A 20,816-nucleotide genomic window follows, 5' to 3' on the forward strand; every position below is an offset into this window, starting at 1 on the left:
CCAGATTATGTCCGCCCCGGTCCGGCCCTCCCACCCCCGTCCGGCCGTGCAGAGCCCTGACCCCCGCCAGGAGACCACCATGCCCGATACCCGTGTCCCGGCCGCCTTTCCGGAACTGCAGATGGGAGTCCTCGTCCCGGCGTCGCCCATCGCGGAGACACTCGACCGGATCGCCTCGCTGGTCCGTCGGGGCGAGCGCCCGCTGGACCGCGTCGCCGACGTGATCCGGCGCAACCGGGTCGTACTGATCGCCGCGGACCATCTCGCCACCGCGTCGGACGGCGCTGAACTCGCCCGGGAACTCGAGCCCTTCGTCGCCGAGCGGATCAGGCGCGCCGCCGCGCAGGACGCCGCGACCGGGTTGCTCGACCGCCTCGGAACCGAACTCGGTATCCCGGTATGGGGCATCAAGGGCCTTTCCAGCCGGGCCGACTACCCGGAGCCGAAGCTGCGCGAACTGCGCGACGCGGACGTCTGCGTCGCCGGGGCCGAGGAGGCACTGGCGCTCGCCGACCGGCTGCGGCGACACGGTTACCGCACGGACCATGGCGAACTGCCGTGGATCAAACAGACCACGGACCGCAGGCCCTACGGGCAGTACAAACTCACGGGCCCGAGCGGATTCGCCGCCGTGGACATCCACTTCGGCCCCGGCTACTCCACGGGCCACTGCGGCCTGCTGCCGCTGCCCGCGCCGACCGAACCGGGCCTGCGCCCGCTGCCTCAGGTCGCGAATCTGCGGCCGATGCTGGGCAACAGCGGCGGAGACGTGCACATCACGCTCAAGGACGTCAACGACCTCTGGGTCGCGGCCCGGACGCTCGGCCCGGCCGAGGTCGGCGCACTCGCGGCCGACGCCAGGACCGCTGTGCTGGGCGGGCACCTGGCCGACATCGCACGCGTCGTCCTGGAGATCACCCGCACCGACGCCGGCCAGCGGGAGGTGCTGGAGGCCCTGATCGCGGCAGGTCCGAGGCGCGCCGCCCGGCCGGTGGTCGCCACCGGCCTGATGGCCCGCACCGCGCCCGTCCGTGTGCTGCGCACCACCGGCCGGGCCTTCGGGCAGGCCGGCGCGCACACCCGTTCGCTCCCGGCCCGCGCGGGTGCGGTGCTCGGCGCCCTCGCCTTCTACGCCCTGCCCACCCGTCCGCGGGTGGTCGCCGCGCCCGCGCTGTCGCGGCGGCCCGCACCGTGGCGCTGCGTGCGGCTGGTCCCGCTCGAACTGGCCCGCACGCTCGACCGCGAGGGCACGGACGCGGGCGACCGGTGGCCCGGCGACCGGCTCACGCCGGCCGCGGCCCCCACCACGCCCGCTTCCGACGCCGAAGGCCGCACCGGGTCCGGCGCACCGGAGGGCGGGCTGCGCTGGTCGGCCGGCCACCGGACGCTGACCTACGGCTCTTCCGTCTTCGTCTCGACGGTGTGGGGCGTACTGCCGCGCGCGGTGGTCCGTGCCACCGGGAAGGCGGGCCGATGACCGGCACCGTACGGCTCCGGCCGCCGGACGCCGGGCAGGCGCTCGCCACCGTTGGCCTGACCGCCGGCCGGATCACCGCGCTGGTGGACGAGGGGAAGGCGCACGGGCCCCGCTACCTCGTCGGTTCACTCGCCTCCGGGTTCGGTAACGCCCGCAGCGACGTCGATGTGCACGTCCTGGTGGACGGGCTGGAACAACCCGTCGGATCCCGGCTGCACCATGTGGGCGACACGACCGTGGATGTGGAGCTGTTCCCCGCGCAGTGGCCCGCGCGCGAGGTGGCGCGTCTGAGCGGCGTCCCGGTCGCCGACCTGCCCTTCGGGCGGGTCGCCCTGGACCCCGCGGTGCGGGGCTCCCAACGGCGCTGGCTCTGCCGCTGGGTGCACGCCGTGCCGCTGGACGCCGGGACCGGGGCGCTCTTCTCCGAGGAAGAGGTCCGGGCGCTGCTGCCCGCAATCGTCCGGCAGGCCCTTGACCGTGCCCTGGTGGACGCCGCCGTCGCACTCCTTGCCGACCGTGCCACCCGGGAGGGGGCGGACGGGTGGACCGCGCAGGCGTCGGGCTACTTGTGGAACCGCGCGGCGCGCGGCGTCCTGGAGGTGCACTGCCGGGCCGCAGGCGATGTGACCACGGGGGAGAAGTGGCTGCCCGCCCGGGTGCGACGGCTCGGGCTGCCGCTGCCGGACCCGGGACCGCCCGCCGACGGCGGCGCCGGACTGCTCGCCCGGCTCGCCTGGACGCCTTCCGGTGTACTGGAAGCGGTCCGCGTCCGCCCCGCCGAGGGGCTGCGCCGGGCCGACCTGGCCGGGCGCGGCTTCCTGGTCAACCGGCACGACCGCTTGTTCACTGAGTGGCTGGAGGCCGAGGGCCCCCTCGCGCGGGTGCTGGGGGAGCACTCGCCGGGACGGCTGCTGGACGCCTTCAGGCGTGCCCAGCTGGACCTGGTGGCCGATCCCGACGTGGTGCGGGGGAGGCTGCAGCCGTGACTGTTTTCTCTTCGGATGACGGGATCGACGGCCTGTGGCTCGGGACGCACGGAGCCAACGGCGCCTGGCGGTATGCCCGTTCGGTCGACCCCACGCTGGAGGACATCGAGGCGGCGCGGGCCACGGGCGCCTGGGACCTGTGCGTCGAGGCATGCGCCAAGGCGCTGTACGCGATCCTCGTGTGCCACTGTTCCCTGGACGGGATGCAGGGAGTGCCCGAGCGGGAGCACCTGCACGCGCTTATCGCCTCCTCCGGCCATCCCGTGGCGGCAGCCCTGCGCGCCCTGCCCCTCTCCTACCGGGCCACCGAGGCCGACGCCGAGCGTGCGCACGCGGCCGTCGACGAGCAGGACGCCGTGCTCCGCGCACGGCTGCCGTTCGAGTTGCCGGTGATCCGGCAGGCCGGACGGCACGCGGCCACCGTGCGGGTCACCGCGCAGATCGGTCGCTTCCGGTCCGCGCGCGGGCTCGGGGCGCTGGACTGGGACCGTTCGGGGCTGTGATGCACGATCTGACCGGAGCCCCGTACCGGTGGCCGGACGAGCTGGCGGAGCTGTGGCGGCGCTGCCTTCGGCGGGCGGCCTGTGATCCGGGCTGGGACGCCCGGCCGCCCTGGCAGGGCGATCCCGAGTTGCGGGCCGCGCTGGGCGCCGTGCTCGGACTGTCCGTGGCGGCGGGCGGGCCGCTCGTCAGCTCGGGAATCCGCCCTCTGGTGGCGCCGTTCGCCCTCTTGGGACGCAGAGTCGTGGTGGAAAGGCCCAGCTTCCTCGGAGTCGTCACGGCCTTCGAACGGTGCGGTGCCCGGGTGCTCCAGGCGGATCTGAGGGAGGCGCTCCGCATCGCCCGGCCCGCCCGCGAGCACCTGCTGTGGATCACCTCGCCCTGGCGCAACCCCGACGGCTGGAGCCTGGACCGGGCGGCCGCCGACCGCCTGGCCGGCTTCGTCGCCGACGGCGGAGTCCTGGTGCAGAATGAGACGTACCGGTTCTTCACCCCTCCTGGGCTCCGTGCGGAGGGCCTGCGGGTGCCGGGCGCGTTCGTCGCTGGGTCTATGACCAAAGCTGCCGGGCCGTGGGCCCGGCTGGGCTGGCTGCACGGTCACACGGTGCCGCCCCAGGTCGAGGCACACCTGCGGGCCGCTGCCCCGCCGGCGGTATGGCAGCGGGCCTGGGCCCGCTTCGCCGCGGACGGGGGTGTCGAGCGGCTGCTGGAGCGCTGCCGGGCGGTGGCCGCCCTCACCGCCCACGCCTCGGCCGTGTCCGGCGCCCGGCAGCACGGCGGCGCCAGCGTGCTGGTACGGCTCGGCATCGAGGAGCCGGTGGACCACCTGCTGCGGGAGCACGGCCTGCGCGTCGGCGACGGACAGGACTTCGGGGCCCCGGCCGGGACGGTACGCCTGTGCTTCCTGGGCTGCCCGGCCGACTGCGACCACCGTGCGCTCGGCCTCCTGCCCTACCCGGACGCACACCGGGCCGGGGCACTGCCGCAACGGCAGGACACCGGCCCCTGAGGCCGCGCCCCGGGCCTACCGGCGGGGCACCAGCAGTCCGCCGATCTCCAGTACGTCGTTGAGCAGGTGGTGCACCTGCTCGATCTCCTGGGGGGAGCAGTCCAGCAGGATCTTCACCTCGACGTCCCGCTTGAGCAGGTCGGCGGTCAGGAAAACGCCGACCACGCCGGCGTCCGACGCGTCGCCGACGAAGACGTCCACCCCGTCGCCGTCACCGCCGGTAGTCCCTTCCAGATACCCGTAGCGGACGGGATAGATGGCTTCGGGGACGCGCGGGTGGCGCGATCCCTTCGGCCGGTCGACGACCAGCTCGGCCGAGGCGACCAACTCGTCGAGGTGGGCGAAGAACCCCGTCCCGCCTCCTGTCGCACCCTCCTGCTCAGCCATGGACGCTTTCCTTTCCGGCCACCAGGTCAGTAATGCTCTTCAGCGTCTCGAAGTTCTCGAAATTCAACTCGTCGTCTTCGAAGATGATGTCGAAATCCTCCTCGATGCGGAGCGTCAGCTCGACGCTGAGCAGCGAGTTGAGACCGTGATGGGAGAGGATGTCCAGATCTCCGATGCCCTGGGCGTCGCCGAGTAGTTCACCGACCCGTGCGCGCACGATATCGGTGACCTCGCACCTGTCCATGAGTTCGCCTTTCGCGTTCCGGTGACGACTCGAATCGTCGCAGAATCCATTCCATTTTTCCAGTGCCGAGTCGCACGGAAACACTTCTATGGGAAAGGCGGCACAATTCGGCTGATGTCCGGTCGGGAGCGGGAGGCGTCCTGTGCCGTTCCGGCCGGAGCGCCGCCCGAACCCGTCAGGTCCGGGCTGCGGACTGAGGGGGCCGCTCGACGCCGGTGCCTTCGGAGCGCCCTGTCCGGATGACTCACCGTCCCAGCGCCGGACACCGCGCCGCTCGCTCGCCGGGCCGTCTCCGCACGCCCGCGGGCCTGCCGGCGCCTGTCGCCGCAACGGATCCGACCTGACCGTGTACGACTACGGATCCCCCGTCGGCAGGGACTCCCTTCCGGTGCGCGGGACTTCACCTCGGAGGCCGCCGACGCCTTCACCGCCGCGGCGCGGAACGGGGGGCGGACTCCGCAGGGACGCTGATCGATCGGAGATCGGAAATAGATCCGGCGGTCTTAAATTGAGGGAGAAGGGCATGGCAGCCCGCCCCGATCCGGTATTCGCGTATACCTGCCCGAATCCCATGTCTGAGGAGTCATGTACCCAGCCGCCATTCCGGAGACAGCGGTGGAGAACACCGGGACGCCGGCGGAATCCGAGGCCTCACCGAATTTCAGGGACCGATTCCTTCACGCCCGGGCGACGGGCGCGCGCGGCGCCCCTCCGGAATTCGGGATGTCCGTGGACGCCGCGGAATCCCGCCTGCGGCGCCGAGACACGGTCCGGGACAAGCCGGGAGGGCCCGCGGAGCGCAGGCCGCCGTGGAAGGCAGCGCGGGCCCCCCTCGTCACGCTGCGGCGGCCGCGGGTCCCGGTGCGTCCGCAGACGCGGACCACCGGCTACACCGTCGCGTGCCCGGCCGCGGTCTTTGCCCTGCACGGGGTGATCGTCTCCGTCCGGCAACCGCGCGAGGCCCGCCGGATCCCGGACGGCGCCCGGGACCTCGGGGTCCGCCACCGGGGCGTGTGCTCCGTCCCGAAGGCACTGCGCGGACTGCCGCCGGGCGCGCTCCCGCTCCGGAACTTCAGCCACTTCGTAGTGCCGGACCGAATCGACGGCCGACGAGTGCATCCGGCCGATCCACAGTCCTGCCGGGCCGACACCCTTATGCGCGGGCCCGGAACCACCCTGGTCGTCATCGCGCACCGCCTCACCGCCGTCGAGGACACCGGCCGGATCGTCGTGCTCGACGAGGGCCGCGTCGTGCAGGCGGGGCGGCACGACGCGTCACCGGCGCACGACGGCCCCTGCCGCTCTTCGGTCCGGCCGGGCGGGGAGGGCGAGTGATGACGGACGTCGTTCCCACCACACCGGCGGCCCCCGGCATCCCCGTCGACCTGGTGGCCGTCCTCGACCGGGCCGCCCGTCTGCACGGTCCGCGCCCCGCGGTGCGTGACGCCTTTGGATCCTGGACCTGGAGCCGGCTCTCCGCCGCCAGTTGGACGGTCGCAAGGAGACTCGCCGAGCACGGCGTCGAACCGGGCGGCAGGGTGCTCTCGGTGCTGCCGCCGGGCCGGGAGTTCGCCGCGCTGCTCTTCGGCGTGCTGCGGGCCGGGTGCTCCCTCGTCCCGGCCCGCCCGGCGAGCAGCGACTTCGAACTCTCCCACCTGCTGGCCGACGCACGGCCCGTGCTCGTGGCGACCGCCGACAGACCGGTCCCGGCCGCCGGCGGTGCCGCGGTCCGCGTCTCCACCCTGCTGCGCGACGGTGTCCGCCCCGCCGCCGCCCCCGAGCCCCGCCACCAGGTCGGAGCGTCGGACGAGGCGCTGCTGCTCTACACCTCCGGCTCCACCGGACGCCCCAAGGGCATCGTCTGCCCTCACCGGGCGGTGGTCTTCGCCGCACGCGCCATCGCCGAGCGCCTCGGCTACCAACCGCAGGACGTCGTCTGGAACCGGTTGCCGCTCTCCTTCGACTACGGGCTCTACCAGCTCTTCCTCTGCGCACTCGCCGGCGCCGAACTGGTGCTGCCGCCGGGGGAGATGTCCGCGGGCGAGCTGGCGCGGCTGCGTGAGGGCGGCGCCACCGTGCTGCCCCTGGTCCCTGCCCTCGGTGTCACGCTGGCCCGGCTCGCACGGCGCGACCCGCGCCCCACCCGGGTGCGGCTGCTGACCAACACCGGCGCGGCCCTCGTCGGCGCCGACGCCGCCCGGGTCCGCGCCGTGTTCCCCGGCAGCTCCCTCGTGTGCATGTACGGGATGACCGAGTGCAAGCGCATCACCATCGCCGACCCCGACGAAGACCTGACGCACCCGGGCACCGTCGGCCGGGCCCTGCCGGGCACCCGGCTGTTCGTCGTCAACGAGCACGGCCGCCCGCAACCGCCAGGCACCGCCGGCCAGATCGTATCGGCGGGTCCGCACGTCATGGCCGGTTACCGGAACGCCCCCGAGGAGACCGCGCACCGCTTCGGCCCGGCCCCGGACGGCGACGGCACGGCCGTCTACACGGGCGACACGGGCCGGATCGATCCGGACGGGCGGCTGTACTTCCTCGGCAGGAGCGACGACATCTTCAAGCACCGTGGCTGGCGGATGAGCACCCTGGAGCTGGAGACGGCCCTGCTGGACGTTCCGGGGGTGCGGGCCGCCGCCACGGCGCCGCCCGACGCCGCCGGCGTACTGACCGTCTGGGCGGTCACGGATCTCGCGGCGCACGAGGTGCTGCGGGCACTGGTGGAGCGACTTGGCGCCGCGCGGGCGCCGGACCGCTGCGTCGTGCTGGCGGAGCTGCCTCGTACGGCCCACGGGAAGGTGGACCGTGTGGCGCTGCGCACAGGGGGGTGGCAGCGATGAGCCGCCCCGGGCACACCGTGATGCCCGACCTGCTCAGCCGGATCGCCCAGGAATACGGCACGCCGGCGTACGTCTACGAACTGGCCGCGGTGAGCGCCGCGGCCGCGATGCTCACCGCGGATCTGCCCGCCCCCAGCGGCTTGATGTACTCGCTGAAGGCGAATCCGCATCCGGCGGTCGTCGGCCGGCTGGTCACCGGTGGCAACGGTGCGGAGGTCAGCTCACCCGGCGAACTCGCAGCCGCCCTCGATGCCGGCTGCCCACCGGAAAAGATCATGTACACCGGACCGGGCAAGGATTTCCAGCACCTGGTCGGGGCCCTGACGGCCGGGGTGCGCTGTTTCTCGGTGGAGTCGCTGGTCGACCGAGACCGGCTGGCCGACGCCTGCCAGCTGCTGGGTGTCCACGCCGAATACCTCGTACGGCTCAACACCCCCCGGGGCAGCGCGCGCGGCGCCCTGCGCATGACCGGGCGGCCCACCGCGTTCGGCACCGACCTGGCCAACCGGCAGGAGATCGCCGCACTGCTGCGGGCCCGCGGCCGGGTCCGCCCCGTGGGCACCCACACCTTCAGCGCCACCAACGTCGACGAGCCCGCCGCGCTGCTCCAGGAGTTCCGCAGCGCCCTCGCCGCCGTCCGTACCGTGTGCGGCGCGGCAGAGTTCGCCCCGCGACTGCTCGCACTCGGCGGTGGGTTTCCAGCACCCATGGCACGGCCGGGCGCGCTGGCCCGCCATCCGGACCTCGCTGCGGGCCTCAAGAGTGAGCTGGACACGGCATTCCCGGGCTGGCGCCGGGGCAGGCCGCATATCCTCTTCGAGTCGGGCCGCTACCTGACGGCCACCGCCGGCACCCTGCTCACCAGGATCCTGGACGTCAAGGCATCCGGCGGCCGGACCTTCGTGGTGCTGGACGCCGGGGTGCACGTGCTCGGCGGGATGACCGGCCTCGGCCGCCTGATGGCGCCCAGTGCCCAGCCCTTCACCGTTGGCGGGAGCGGCGCCGGCGAGGAGACGGCGGTGACGCTGGCCGGCCCGCTGTGCACCCCGCTGGACGTGCTCAACGCCTCGGCCCGTCTGGTCGATCCGCGGCCGGGGCAGTTGCTCGCCGTGCCCAACACCGGCGCCTACGGCCCGACCGCCAGCCTGCTCGGCTTCCTGAGCCACACCGGCCCGGTCGAGGTCGTCGTCGAGGGCGCCCGGATCCACAGCGCCCGCCGCCTGGTCATCAGCTCGGAGAAAGTGGCTCCCCTTGTCTGAGTCCCGCACCCGCCCCATCCCCGCCCGACCAGCCTGCGACGGCAGGGCGCAGGACGACCTGGACGCGCTGGTCGCCCTGCTCGCGGTCAACGCCGCGGGCGTCGACCGCACCGCATGCTTCCCCGAGGAGAACCTCGCGGCCCTGCGCAGTGCGGGCTACCTCGGCTTCCTGATACCCCGCCGGTACGGAGGCATGGGCCGCGACCTGGCCGACCTGGTCACGGTGGCGCAGCGCCTCGCCGGAGCCTGCCTCTCCACGGCGATGATCTGGGCGATGCACTGCCAGCAGGCCGACGTGCTGGTGCGACACGCCGGCCCGCGTCTGGCCGCGGAGTTGCTGCCGCGGGTGGCCGCCGGCGAGGTGTATTTGGCCTCCGTCACCACCGGGACGGTGACCGGAGGCCACCTGCTCTCCGCAGCCGACGCTCTGGAGCGTGGCATCGAGGAGGAGATCCTGCTGCGGCGCGAGGCCCCGGTGGTCACCGGAGGAGAGCACGCCGACGGCTTCCTGATCACCATGCGCGATACGGCCCACGCGGACGGGCACGCGGTCAGCCTGGTCTACGCCGACCGCGACGCGCTCACGGTCGAGGCAACCGGCGGTTGGAACACCCTGGGGATGCGGGGCACGGCCAGCGGGGCGCTGAAACTCTCCGGTGCGGTGCCCCCGGACCAGGTCGTCGGGCCGCCCGGTGGCTTCCGGGAGGTCGCCCTGGACAGCATGATCCCGGTGGGACACCTGGCCTGGAGCGCCTGCTGGCTCGGCGCCGCCCGCTCCTCCTTCTCCGCTCTGCTGCGCTGGCTCAGCAGGGAGCAGCGCGAGCGCCTCTCCTCGCCCCTGGTGCACGAGCGCCTCGGCCGGATAAGGCTCGACCTGGAACTGGTCAGCGGATACCTCGGCGGGGTGCGCCAAGAGGTGGAGCGAGTACGCGCCGACCGGTCCCGGCCGGACTCCGCCGAGGTGCAGATCCACCTCAACTCCCTGAAGACGGCCGCTTCGGAGCTGACCTATCAGGCGGTCGACCGCATGGTGCAGCTTGCTGGACTGGCGGTCGGCTATGGCACGGACTCGCCCGTCCCACTGGAGCGGACGCTGCGGGATCTGCGTTCCGCCGCGCTGAACTACTCCAACGACCGCTTGTGGACGGCCAACGGAGCGCTGTGCCTGCTCGACCGCGGTGTCACGCTGCTGTGAACCCGCCTGAGGCGGATACGCCGGCGTTCCGCAGCGCCGACTGCGCTGTGCCGCCCTCGACCCGGACCGGGCGATGCCCGGCCCGGAAAGAGGAACGCGACAGTTCCCCACACAGGTCCGCGCTCACGTCGAGCACGTCTTTGCCCGTACGAAGGCCGGCAGACCGGCAGGACCGGACATCTCGTGAACGTCGTGGATTTTCGTGTGCGCTGCTCTTGTCGAAAGGAGAAAGATGACTCGCCGGCAGGACTCCATGAGTAGGGAAACGCATATATCGTCTCCTGCCGAGGGGGTTCGAGCCCCTCTGATGTGGTCTCAGGAGATGTACTGGTACCAGTATCATCTCCCCCTCCCCGTCGTCGACAGCGCGAAGATTCCGCTTACCATCCGGATACCGGGACCGGGCGCCTCGGAAAAGTCGGTGGTCGATGCCGTCCGAAACCTGATGTTCCGGCACGAGGCTCTGCGGACCCTTTATCCGACCGACTGCTCCGGTGTCCCTTTTCAACTGGTACTCGATCGGTTCGAGGATCCTCTTCCGGTCCGTCGGGAAGGCGACGGACCGGAAGAGGTCGAGGCAGTCTTTCATGCCCTCTTCGACCCGCCTATGGATCAATCCGCGAATCTCCCGCTCCGCTTGGGATTCACGATGGAGAACCAACGCGTAAAAACGCTCGTACTGCTGCTGAACCACATCTCGGCTGATGGGGCGAGCCTCTCTGTCGTACGAGCGGAACTGGAAAGGGATCTTGGCCTCTCCTCGCGGAGTGCGGGCCCTCGGGCAGCCGCTGAACGGCGACAGGTGAGGGTGCAGCCGTCGTCGCTCGCACGGCAGCAGGCATCAGGCATGCGCGATGCACGGAATGGCAGGGCCCTGCGACACTGCGAGGATGTTCTGTCCTCCGCGCCGGCGGCGCAGTTTCCCCGCTTTCGTTCCACCGCGGGCGCGTACCCGCATGCGGAGGCCGGGAATCGCTACCAGCGGTCGTCCCTTCGGTCCTCTCGACTCCTCCTGGCCCTGCGAAAAACGGACAGGAAATCCGGATCCAGTGTGTCCTCCATGCTGTCCACCATATTCTCCGTAGCTGTCGCCGCGCTCTCCGGAAACCCCAGGGTCGTCTTCAGAACCAACTTTTCAAACCGGTTCCAGGAGCTTGAGAACTCGGTCGGTTGCTTTTTCCAGGAGGCGCTGGTCTCTGTGAACCCATTACCGGACGTCACCATCGGCGAGCTGATGACCGAAACCGAGCATCGCACTCTCGTAGGAGCCAGGCATGCACAGTACTCATATCTGCGGTTCCGGGACCTGAAAGCGCGAGTGGAGGCACAGCGCGGTCACCCGATCCGGCTGGGCACGATCATCAACTGCAGCAGCCGATTCAAGGAGGCGCTGCAGGGCCCCGGCATCCCGACCCACCCCGCAGAGGTCCGGCCGAGTTCCATCAAGAGGCTTGAGTGCCTGTGGCGCGATGAATACACCGATCTCTGCCTGAGGAGCTACCCGAAGGACGGAGAAGCGATCCTGGACCTCATCGGACACCGGACCGTGATCGGGCAGGACCAGATCGACAGGATGCTGACCGGGATGGAACGGTTCCTGATGGCCTGGGCGGACGAACCGGACCTGGCGAACACAACGGTGACGGAGGTGGTGGAGCGTTTCGGACTACCGGTCTCACACTACGGCGAGGGCTGGGTCCACATTGATCACAGCTGGGTGAACACGTCCGAACTGGAGCGATTGATCCGCACGGTCGAGGGGGTCGAAGCTGCTTCGGTCCGCGTCGCGGAACGCCCCCCACGTGAACATGCCCTCGTTGCCCGGCTCGTCGGCGAGCCGGGCAGGCAGGCGGAAGTGCGAGCTCGCATCCTGGCCGCGCTGCGTGAGGAAACGGACCTCATCTGCCCGCATGAGTTCGATTGGCGCGACAGGCTGCTGGAACCCGGCGCCTCGCTGCCCACCGACATCGCGCCTGGCACAGCCACCGCGTCCGCCGTCCACCGCGACTCGGACCGTCGGACCGCCGGGGCGGGCGACCGGGCGCTGACGACAGCCCTGTCGGCGGCCATGGACGACGCCGAGGTCGATCTGGATCTTTCTTACGCGCAACAGGGAGGAACCGCCGTCATGGCACCAGCAGTGGTGAAGCATCTCGCGTCGCTGGGATTCGCGGGACCCACCCCGGACGATCTGCTGGGACCGTGGCCCCTGCGTGCTGTGGCGGAGCTCTGCGCCCCGCACCGGGAATCGCTCGGCCGATGAGTACCACGACTGCCGGCACAGAGCCCTCTCCGGCCCACCTTCCCGGACCGTCGGACGACGTCACGGACCGGCGAACCCGTCGGTGGACGGCTTCGCAGCGAGAACGCCCGTCTCCGACGGGTACGGATCCTCTGGGGGACGGTTGAACAGGATGTCCACCGATCGAGATGCGGGCGGGACGACACCCCTCACCAAGTCCCTGCTCACAGACCGTCTCGACCTTCTGCGGCTCTCCGCAGCCGACCGCCGTGTCAGCGGTCTCCTCGTCCTGGTCCACCTGTGGGCGGCGGCGGTGCCCGCGCTCACCGCGGTGGCCACCGGTTGGCTGGTGGCCGGACTCACCGGCGCCGCCACCGGGCGGGAAACCGTCTCGGCAGTGGCGTGGCCGCTGATCGCCGTCTCCGCGCTGCTGGTGGCCGACGAGATCCTCACCTCGCTGGGCAGAACCCTGGAGCAGTACAACGCCGGACGCATCGACGCGCGTATACGGCGTCGGGTCCGTCGCCTGGCCATGGCACCGTCGAGCATGGCGCACCTGGAGGACCCGGTCTTCGCCGATGAAGCCGCACGTGCCTCGGACGTCGGCGAGGGCCGGGTCCGATCACCGGGAACCGCGGCGGTGGGCCAACTCCGTCTGTGCTTCCGCTTTCTGGGGGCGCTGGGCTCCGCCGCCGTGATCGCCGTGTCCTTCTCTCCTTGGCTCGCCGTCGTCCTGCTGGTGGTCTGCGCCGTCAACCGGGCGCTGATCCGGCGCTGGTGGGTGCACCTCGCCGAGGTGCGCGACGAGCGCGAGAGCATGCGGCGCCGGGCGGAGTACTGGAGTGATGTCGCCTCGACCGGGCCGGCCGCCAAGGAGGTCCGTCTTTTCGGCCTGCACGAGTGGGTGGTCCGGCGGCGTACTCACGAACTGCTGGCCTGGGCGGAAACGATCTGGTCGGCTCGCCGTGAGATCCTGCGTCAGCAAGGCTGGATCGCTCTGCTGGCAGCGATCGCCGCCGGCTCCGCGCTGCTCCTGCCGGGGCTGGCCGCCGCGCGCGGCGACCTTTCCGTCAGCGCCTTGATGACTGTGATCGTTGCCGCATGGGGCGTCTTCCAGATCGCCTCCATGGGGCGCGAGGCATTCGACATCGAGTACGGCCTCGGCGCGGTCCGCGCGCTGGAGCGTCTGAACACCACGCAACACGGGATCGCCACGTCCGCCGGCACCGATGTCCGGCAGGCCGGCGAGCCGTCGGCCACCCCGGAAGAGGGTGCCCCGGCGACTCTGCGCACCGAAGGGCTCGTCTTCGCCTACCCCGGCAGTCAGCACCGGGTCATCGACGGTCTTGACCTGACCGTCCGTTCCGGCGAAGTGCTGGCACTGGTCGGGCACAACGGCGTCGGCAAGACCACCCTGATCAAACTGCTGTCCGGCCTCTACCTCCCGACCGCCGGCCGTCTGCTGGTCGACGGACGGCCCCTGGACGCGGCGGGGGCGTCGGCGTGGCGCAAGCGCGTCGCGGTCGTCTTCCAGGACTTCAACCGCTATCCGCTCTCGCTCGCTGACAACATCGCCCTCTCGGCGCCCGAACACCGCCACGACAAGGAGGGGATCCGAGCCGCCGCGCGCCGCGCCGGCGTCGACGTCCTCGCCGACCGGAGTCCCGACGGCTATGACACTTTGCTCAGCGCCGACCGCACCGGCGGCACGGACCTTTCCGGCGGCCAGTGGCAGCGCGTCGCGATCGCGCGCGCCGTCTTTGCCGTCGAACACGGCCGGGACCTGCTGGTCCTGGACGAGCCGACGGCCCACCTGGACGTCCATGCGGAGGCCCGCTTCTACCGTCAGGTCGTCGCCGAGGTCACCGGGGCGACGGTGGTGCTCATCTCGCACCGCCTGTCGACGGTGCGTCAGGCGGACCGGATCGTCCTCCTGGAGGCCGGGCAGGTCACCGAGCAGGGCACCCACCGCGAACTGCTGGACGACGGCGGCGAGTACGCCCGACTCTTCAGGCTCCAGGCCGCCCGTTTCACCGACACCGGGCCCCGCACCGGAGAGAAGGAAGCCGCACGATGAGTGCGAAGAGCTCCGCAGGCGCGGCGAGGTCCGGGTCCGGCACCCTGCGGACCGCGCGCCACACCTTCGCCCTGGCATGGCGTATCGACCCTCCTGTGGTGGGCGTGGTCGTCGCCCTCTCCCTCGCCCAGACGGGCGCGGTCGCGGCCACGGGCCTGAGCCAGCGCCGGGTCGTCGACGCGGCGCAGAGCGCCGGCGGGCATCCGCTCGGTGCCCTGGTCCTAGCTGTCCTGATCGGGGTGGCCGGTCATGTCACCGCCGCGGCGGGCAACCGCGTCCGGTACAACTACCAGCACGACCTCACCGACCGCGTGGACCTTGAGGTGAACCGGGAGATCCTCACCGCCACCGCCTCCATCCCCACCCTTGAGCACCTCGAACGTCCCGACTACCTCAACCGCCTTGAGCTGCTGCGTCGCCAGACCGGCGCACTGGCCGGATCCTGCTGGTCCCTGAGCGACACCGCGATCGACGTGATCAGCGCCGGGCTGTCGGTGTGGCTCCTGGCCGGTGTCCACCCGGCCCTCGCCGTCCTGGCGCTGCTTGCGTTTCCCCCGCTGTGGGCGGCCGAGCGGGCCAAACGCAGCCTTGCCGCGGCCCGTGCCGCCACGGCCGAGGACCAGCGTCTCGAGGACCGGATCCACCGCATGTTCCTGACACCCGAAACGGGTAAGGAGATCTACCTGGCCGGAGCCGGTGCCGTTCTGGACGAGACCGCCCACGCCGCCCGCACTCGCGTGGCCACCGTCGTCCTCAAGGCCCGGCTCGGGGCGATCGGCTGGCAGCTCACCGGCTGGGTCTGCTATGCGGCCGGGTTCATCGCAGCCCTGGTCCTCACCACCTGGCTGGTCGCCCGGGACGCGGCCTCGCTCGGGGATCTGATGCTGGTCATCACTCTGGGCACCCAGCTGCGTCTTCAGATCCGCGGGACCGTCTCCGGTTATTCCCGTGTCGCCGAGGCCGGCGACACCACCGGCCACTACCTGTGGCTGCTGGCCTACGCTCGTCGGCAGCGGCCCACCGGCACCCGCCTCGTCCCTCACACGCCGGAGCACGCCATCCAGGTGCAGGACGTCGCCTTCACCTACCCCGGTTCGCAGGAGCCGGTCCTGTCCGGGGTGAACCTCACGCTGCGGCCCGGATCCACTGTCGCCGTAGTAGGGGTGAACGGTGCGGGCAAGACCACCCTGATCAAACTGCTGAGCGGGATGTACGCGCCCACCGCAGGGAGGATCGAGGTCGGCGGCGTTCCGCTGGACGAACTGGACACCATGGCCTGGCGCCGTCGTCTCACCGGCGCCTTCCAGGACTTCGTCCGTTTTCAGCTGCCCGTCCGTCACACCGTGGGGATCGGCGATCCGGACGCGATGGACAACCGGGAGGAGGTGGCCCGTGCAGTGCATGAGGCAGGGGCCGACCCGATCGTCAACCGGTTGCCCGATGGCCTGGACACCCAACTGGGCACGGTCTACGGAGGAGCGGAACTCTCCCAGGGGCAGTGGCAACGCCTGGCGCTGGCCCGCGCCCTGATGCGCCGACACCCGCTGCTGCTCGTACTGGACGAACCCACCGCCGCCCTCGACCCGCTGGCCGAGCACGAACTGTACGAACTGTTCATGCGGCAGGCGGGTGCGGACCCCGGCCGGATCACCCTCCTGGTCTCCCATCGCTTCTCCACCGTTCGGGGAGCCGACCACATCGTGGTCCTGCACGGCGGCCGCGTCAGCGAACAGGGCACCCATGCCGAGCTACTGGTCGCAGGCGGCCACTACGCGGAGTTGTACAGGACCCAGGCCGAGGCCTATCAGGAGGAGGGCAGCCGATAAGAAGGGCTCAGGAGCAGCCCTGTGGACCAGCCCTCGCGTTCCGCAGGAACGCCCAGCCGTTCCTGGGCACCGCCCGCCCCTGCGAGTCGCCCGCACACTGCGGATCTTGCGGCGCGGCTGCGGCGATCCCACCTCGCGGCGTGAACCGGACGGGAGGCGGTGGCGTGTCTCCCGGACTCCCACCGGTCCGGTGACCGGGCACCGCACCGGGGCCCTGAGCCACACGAACGCCCCCGCTCGGCCACCTGCCCGATCGGCGGCCCGGCCGTAGGGTCGAACGGGTTGGGAGCAGGGCTGGTGTCGTAGGGTTCCCCCGCCTCTTCTTCGTGACCCTGCATGAGCTTTCGCGCCGTGACGTCCGTCTCGGCCCGGACGCATTGCGGCGGCTGGCGGGGCCTGCTCCCGGCGGCCCTCTTCGGACCGGACCCCGGGCCCCGAACAGCCGTCGGCCGCGGTGCGCACGGGGCGCTCCGTATGCGGACCTTCGGTACCCGGCCGCAACGAGGCGTGCCCGCCGGCCTCCTGCCCGGCCGACGTCGCGGTCCGGGGAACCGACGCCGTCGCGGTCGCACGCAACAGCGTTCGTCCGCACGAGCAGTTGGAGGACTTCCTCGCGGTGTTCGCCACCACAGGGGGGCTGCGGGCCACGCTGCGTGCGATGGAGACCGTTTCGTCCGGACGGACCGGTCCGGGAACCTGCGATGGCTCCCACGCCCGCGGGCCCCGGCACCTTCGGGGCCGTCGTCATTTCGGCTGGGACACGGCGTACGTGGTCCACCGCGAGGCGGCGGACAGGGCGGGCACCGTGCGAAGTTTCGCGGTCTCCTTCGCCCGTGTGTGATGGCGGGCGAAGCGGCGGACCAGAGGGTGCATGGTGTAGCTGCCAGGTGTCGCGGGTTCCAGCAGCACCGCGTCCACGAGCGCCTCGAGGAGGTCCTCCGTCGCGAACCGGTCGGCGTGGAGCACTGTCGCGGCGGCGGAGAGCGTGATCTGCTCACCCGTGCCCCTCGCGAGCAGCCGCAGGGCGCGTGCCTGCTCCGGCGGTAACCTACGGTAGCCGGATTCCAGGGCGTTGCTCACGGAGAGTCCGCCCACCTGCAGTTCCGCGACGGTACGCCGCTCGTTGCCGAGCCGCTCGCCCATGACGGCGAGGGACCAGTCCGGACGGGCCGCTAAACGGGTCGCCAGGATGCGTAGCGCCAGCGGCAGCCCGCCGCAGGCCTCGGTGAGGAACAATGCCTCGTCGGGTTCCCGCTCCAGTCGGTGCCGCCCGAGGGTCCGGCCGAGCAGTTCCAGTGCCTCGTGGTGGGTGAAGGAACGCAGTCCCAGCTGGCGGGTGAGCGGCAGCCCGGCTAGCCGCGCGCGGTGGGTGACGACCACGGCGCAGCTGGACGACCCCGGCAGCAGGTCCCGCACCTGGTCCGCATCGCGTGCATCGTCCAGCACCAGGAGCATCTTCCTGCCGTCCAGCAGGGAGCGGAACATCCGACAGCGGGCTGCCGTGCCGGCAGGCACCGCTTCCACGCCCAGTGCGGACAGGAACCCCGCCAGCACCTCGCTGCTGTGCGCCGGACGGTCGCCGCTGCCCCGCAGGTCCCAGAACAACTGGCCGTCGGGATAGGCGTCGCGCACTCTGTGCGCCACGTGCACAGCCAGCACGCTCTTGCCCACCCCACTCATACCGGTGAGCGAGACGACGGCCGGCGCGCTGCCCCGGCTCCCGGTCAGCAGCTCGCACAACTCGTCGATCTCGGCAGTCCGGCCGGTGAAGTCCGGCAGGTCGGGCGGCAGTTGCGCGGGGACGAGGCGGGCCGAGCCGGGCGGCGTCACCGTCACCGTCTCGGTGACGGTCGCCGGAAGCAGGTCCCCCTGCAGAATCCGCTGGTGAAGCTCCGTCAGCTGGGGACCGGGTTCGAGACCGTACTCCTCCACCAGAAGGGTGCGGGTCGCGTTGAACACGGCCAGCGCGTCGGCCTGGCGTCCCGCCGCGTACAGGGCCCGCATCAGCAGGCCGTGCAGCCGTTCGCGAAGGGGATACGCGTCGGCCAGTTCCCGTAAGCGCAATATGGTCATCTGGTGGCGGCCACGGGCGAGGTCGAGTTCCAGTTGCTCTTCGGTGACGGTCAGGCGCAGTTCGGAGAGCCTGTCACGCTGCCGTTCGGCGAAGGGGCCCGGCACGCCGGCCAGCGGATCGCCGCGCCACAGGTCCATGGCTTCGTCGAGTATGTCGCTTGCCGTGTCGGACTGCCCGGCGAGCCGCAGCCGCAAGGCTTTCTTCAGCATCGCCTCCGCACGGTTGGCGTCCACGGCGGATGCGCCGATGTCCAGGCGGTAGCCATCCCCCACGGAGAGCAGCTCGTGCGCGGGCGAGCCCTCGCTGCCCAGGAGGCCGCGCAGCCGCCAGATGTGGGTCCGGATGCTGCGTACGGCCGCGGCGGGGGGCTCCTCGCCCCACAGTGCCTTGACGAGTTGGGTCATCGACACGGCATGGCCCGCCAGCAGTAGGAGAACCAGCAAAGTGCCCTGCTGCTGCGGTGCCCCCAGCCGGGGCAGCTCCGTGCCGTCCCGATAGGCGCGCATCTCGCCGAGTACGTCGAATCCAAGCCCGGGGATCAATCCAACCTCCTGAGGAGAAACGGTACGGCCGCCTCGAAGGCGGTGGTCCGTCCCCCACCACTGCCAGAGAACCCAGACGACTTCACTGCCCATGCGAACAGCCGCAACACCAAACAACACCAAACCCACGCCCCCATCGGCGGCGCGGTCGCCCCGGGTTGGGGCACCGTCGCAGGCCGCCTTCCCGGACTTTTATCGATGCCGGGGAGGGCGGATGGCCATCTGGTCGTCCGCTCGGTGTGTCGACGAGGTTCCGCACGTCCGTGGCCGTGACCAGCACCGTGCGAACGGCGCGCGACGGCGTCGGACGGGGACAGGACCCGGGCGGCGCCCTGGCAGTCGCCGCGGTGAGAGGGAAGTCAGGTACCGGTGCATGGCGCCGCTCAGGCGTCGCGGTCAGGGCAATGCCACTGCCTGGTCCGGCCATGCAGTGCATGAGCGTGGACTTGCCGGATCCCGAAGGTCCCATGATTGCTGTGAATTCGGTCTGCCGGAACCCGACAGAGACGCTGTCCAGGGCGACCACCTGGGTCTCGCCCTGTCCGTAGACCTTGGTCAGGTCCGTTGCGCGGGCCGCGGCCACGGCAGGGCGGGCCGTGGTGGGAGCGCTGGGGGGGAAGGCGGTCACGATGAAGTGCTTCTGTCGTATGGGGTCGTTGGACCGGAAGATGCCGAGGGCCCGCCGAGGTGGATCAACAGGATTTCGCTGTGGCTTCCATTGTCTGTGCCGGCGAAATCTCAGACATCCGACCGCATGCCCGTTACTGCTCCGGCCTTGAGTCGAAGACGGGCGTTGCTGGGTAGTCCTCAAGAAGGAGAGACCCCCGCCCTGAGTCGATGAACTGGCCAAACCTCAATGAGCTGCCACGGGACAGGACCGAACGTTTCATCGCCGAGTGTCGGTGGAAACAGATACGGCTCGGCGCCCGCACGACCGCTGCCTGGTGGGAGGCGGCGGGGCAGGAGCTGCCGCGCAGCCGGTTCGGGGTCCGGCAGCCCGGTGGCGCTCTTCGTTGTCCAGGGGGTCACCGGATCGTCAGCTGTTCGCGGACGTCCAGCGCCGCCCAGACCTCGCGGCCTGGGACACGGCCGCCATCAGGTCGGTATTGTGCCGCGCGTGGGCGAAATCGGGTGCGGACCGGCTGCCCGTCTGCAGGTCGCGAACCAGACATGCGTAGAGTTCGGCTACGTTCAGCGCGGGGCTTGCGGTGGTGGCAGGAGCCGCGGGCTTGTCGGGGGCGGCGAAGGAGATGCTGGAGGCCAGGCTGAGGTCCCCTGTGCCGCTCGAAAATACGATTCAGCTCTGTGAGCTGCGGCGATGCGGTGCGGTCAGGCAGCGTGACGGTATTCGTTTATCAGACCGTCGAGGACAGGTTGTCGCTGGATTCGATGGGCTTGGAGGTCAGCAACAGTGGCCGGGACGGGCGGTTCGGTGCTGTCTGGAGGTAGTTGCTGCCGAGATTGATGGGGGCGGTGTTGGTTGTAGTGCCTGATGTAAGCGGTGAGTACTGCGTGGGCGTGAGTCGCGTTGTAGATGAGGATCAGGTCGAGGATCTCGCGGCGTAGGGTGCCGACGACTCTCTCGCAGATCGCGTTCGCTCTCGGTGCCTGGGGTGGGCTGAGTAGGACCTGCATGTCGTCTGCGTCGAAGATGGCGTCGAAGGACCTGGTGTACTTCGAGTCCCGGTCCCGGAGCAGGAAGCGCAGTGGGTCCATCCGGCACCCCAACGTCATGGCGAGGTTCCTCGCCTGCTGCGTGGTCCACTCGGCGGTGGGGTGGGCGGTGACGCCGGCGAGGTGAACGCGCCGGGTGCCGTGCTCGATGAAGACCAGAGCGTACGGCGTGACTGCGAAGACCTCCCGCCGTCGCCCGCGAGGCACCAACCGCGACAGCGCGGCCAGCCAGATCCGATCGGCCGGCTCGTAGCGGACCCGCGCGATCTGACGACGCAGCACCGAGTTCTCGTGCCGGAGCGCCAACACCTCCGCGTCCTTGGCCACGCGGCTGCGCAGCACGGCAGCGGGCACCATGACCAGGTTTCTGGCCAGCGCGGTGACAATCGACAGCACCATCGAAGGATCGTCCCAGATGCTGTGCGGGTTCTGGCGGAAAAGCTTGCAGGTCACGTCCAGGATCGTGTTTCCGAGCGGGAC

Annotated in this window: 15 protein-coding genes and 1 pseudogene; 11 read left to right on the plus strand and 5 right to left on the minus strand. The window is 71.0% G+C overall.

Annotated features, from left to right (window positions below):
* Nucleotides 1–79 precede the first annotated feature (79 nt).
* Genes NQU54_RS10475 through NQU54_RS10490 form a run of 4 tightly spaced genes read left to right on the plus strand, consistent with a single transcriptional unit; the run spans nt 80 to nt 3,973 of the window.
* Nucleotides 80–1,477 (plus strand): nucleotidyltransferase family protein, encoded by a 1,398-nt coding sequence (locus NQU54_RS10475; protein ID WP_059148733.1) that lies wholly within the window; start codon nt 80–82, stop codon nt 1,475–1,477.
* Nucleotides 1,474–2,463 (plus strand): hypothetical protein, encoded by a 990-nt coding sequence (locus NQU54_RS10480; protein WP_059148732.1) that lies wholly within the window; start codon nt 1,474–1,476, stop codon nt 2,461–2,463. The genes NQU54_RS10475 and NQU54_RS10480 overlap by 4 nt, the downstream gene beginning before the upstream one ends.
* Nucleotides 2,460–2,966 carry a hypothetical protein gene (locus tag NQU54_RS10485; RefSeq protein ID WP_078640442.1) on the plus strand — a complete coding sequence of 169 codons (507 nt, stop codon included), beginning with the start codon at nt 2,460–2,462 and terminating at the stop codon, nt 2,964–2,966. Before NQU54_RS10480 ends, NQU54_RS10485 begins: the two co-directional genes overlap by 4 nt.
* Entirely contained in the window at nt 2,966–3,973 is a 1,008-nt protein-coding gene (locus tag NQU54_RS10490) for a pyridoxal phosphate-dependent aminotransferase (protein WP_257630822.1), read from the plus strand. The genes NQU54_RS10485 and NQU54_RS10490 overlap by 1 nt, the downstream gene beginning before the upstream one ends.
* A 15-nt stretch (nt 3,974–3,988) precedes the next feature.
* Here the strand turns inward: NQU54_RS10490 and NQU54_RS10495 are convergent, their stop codons facing one another.
* A complete protein-coding gene (locus NQU54_RS10495) occupies nt 3,989–4,360 on the minus strand; it encodes an inorganic pyrophosphatase (protein WP_257630823.1) in 372 nt (123 codons plus the stop codon).
* Complete coding sequence (locus NQU54_RS10500) at nt 4,353–4,604, minus strand: phosphopantetheine-binding protein (protein WP_257630824.1); 252 nt, start codon at nt 4,602–4,604, stop codon at nt 4,353–4,355. The genes NQU54_RS10495 and NQU54_RS10500 overlap by 8 nt, the downstream gene beginning before the upstream one ends.
* A 723-nt stretch (nt 4,605–5,327) precedes the next feature.
* Here NQU54_RS10500 and NQU54_RS10505 point away from each other — a divergent pair.
* The 7 genes from NQU54_RS10505 to NQU54_RS10535 all read left to right on the plus strand — a co-directional run bounded on the left by NQU54_RS10505 (nt 5,328) and on the right by NQU54_RS10535 (nt 16,046).
* Nucleotides 5,328–5,939: a hypothetical protein gene (locus tag NQU54_RS10505; RefSeq protein ID WP_257630825.1), complete on the plus strand. Its 612-nt coding sequence runs from the start codon at nt 5,328–5,330 to the stop codon at nt 5,937–5,939.
* On the plus strand, nt 5,939–7,447 hold the full coding sequence (locus tag NQU54_RS10510; RefSeq protein ID WP_257630826.1) for a class I adenylate-forming enzyme family protein: 1,509 nt from the start codon (nt 5,939–5,941) through the stop codon (nt 7,445–7,447). Before NQU54_RS10505 ends, NQU54_RS10510 begins: the two co-directional genes overlap by 1 nt.
* Nucleotides 7,444–8,706 carry a type III PLP-dependent enzyme domain-containing protein gene (locus tag NQU54_RS10515; protein ID WP_257630827.1) on the plus strand — a complete coding sequence of 421 codons (1,263 nt, stop codon included), beginning with the start codon at nt 7,444–7,446 and terminating at the stop codon, nt 8,704–8,706. Before NQU54_RS10510 ends, NQU54_RS10515 begins: the two co-directional genes overlap by 4 nt.
* The gene (locus tag NQU54_RS10520; protein ID WP_257630828.1) at nt 8,699–9,901 is read left to right on the plus strand and encodes an acyl-CoA dehydrogenase family protein; all 1,203 of its coding nucleotides are present in this window, start codon (nt 8,699–8,701) and stop codon (nt 9,899–9,901) included. The genes NQU54_RS10515 and NQU54_RS10520 overlap by 8 nt, the downstream gene beginning before the upstream one ends.
* Before the next feature lie 322 nt (nt 9,902–10,223).
* A complete protein-coding gene (locus NQU54_RS10525; RefSeq protein WP_257630829.1) occupies nt 10,224–12,164 on the plus strand; it encodes a condensation domain-containing protein in 1,941 nt (646 codons plus the stop codon).
* 151 nt (nt 12,165–12,315) lie between these two features.
* The gene (locus tag NQU54_RS10530; protein ID WP_257630830.1) at nt 12,316–14,220 is read left to right on the plus strand and encodes an ABC transporter ATP-binding protein; all 1,905 of its coding nucleotides are present in this window, start codon (nt 12,316–12,318) and stop codon (nt 14,218–14,220) included.
* On the plus strand, nt 14,217–16,046 hold the full coding sequence (locus tag NQU54_RS10535) for an ABC transporter ATP-binding protein (RefSeq protein WP_257630831.1): 1,830 nt from the start codon (nt 14,217–14,219) through the stop codon (nt 16,044–16,046). The genes NQU54_RS10530 and NQU54_RS10535 overlap by 4 nt, the downstream gene beginning before the upstream one ends.
* A 744-nt stretch (nt 16,047–16,790) precedes the next feature.
* Here the strand turns inward: NQU54_RS10535 and NQU54_RS10540 are convergent.
* The 3 genes and pseudogenes from NQU54_RS10540 to NQU54_RS10550 all read right to left on the minus strand — a co-directional run bounded on the left by NQU54_RS10540 (nt 16,791) and on the right by NQU54_RS10550 (nt 20,735).
* Nucleotides 16,791–18,662 carry an AfsR/SARP family transcriptional regulator gene (locus tag NQU54_RS10540; protein ID WP_257630832.1) on the minus strand — a complete coding sequence of 624 codons (1,872 nt, stop codon included), beginning with the start codon at nt 18,660–18,662 and terminating at the stop codon, nt 16,791–16,793.
* A 418-nt stretch (nt 18,663–19,080) separates the two neighbouring features.
* Nucleotides 19,081–19,290: pseudogene (locus tag NQU54_RS10545) on the minus strand (ATP-binding cassette domain-containing protein); the annotation flags it as partial.
* Between the two features lie 701 nt (nt 19,291–19,991).
* Nucleotides 19,992–20,735, minus strand: a complete 744-nt coding sequence (locus NQU54_RS10550; RefSeq protein WP_257630896.1) for an integrase core domain-containing protein — start codon at nt 20,733–20,735, stop codon at nt 19,992–19,994.
* Nucleotides 20,736–20,816: the final 81 nt, after the last annotated feature.

The organism is Streptomyces malaysiensis subsp. samsunensis (assembly GCF_024519315.1).
In the GTDB taxonomy this organism is placed as follows: domain Bacteria; phylum Actinomycetota; class Actinomycetes; order Streptomycetales; family Streptomycetaceae; genus Streptomyces; species Streptomyces malaysiensis.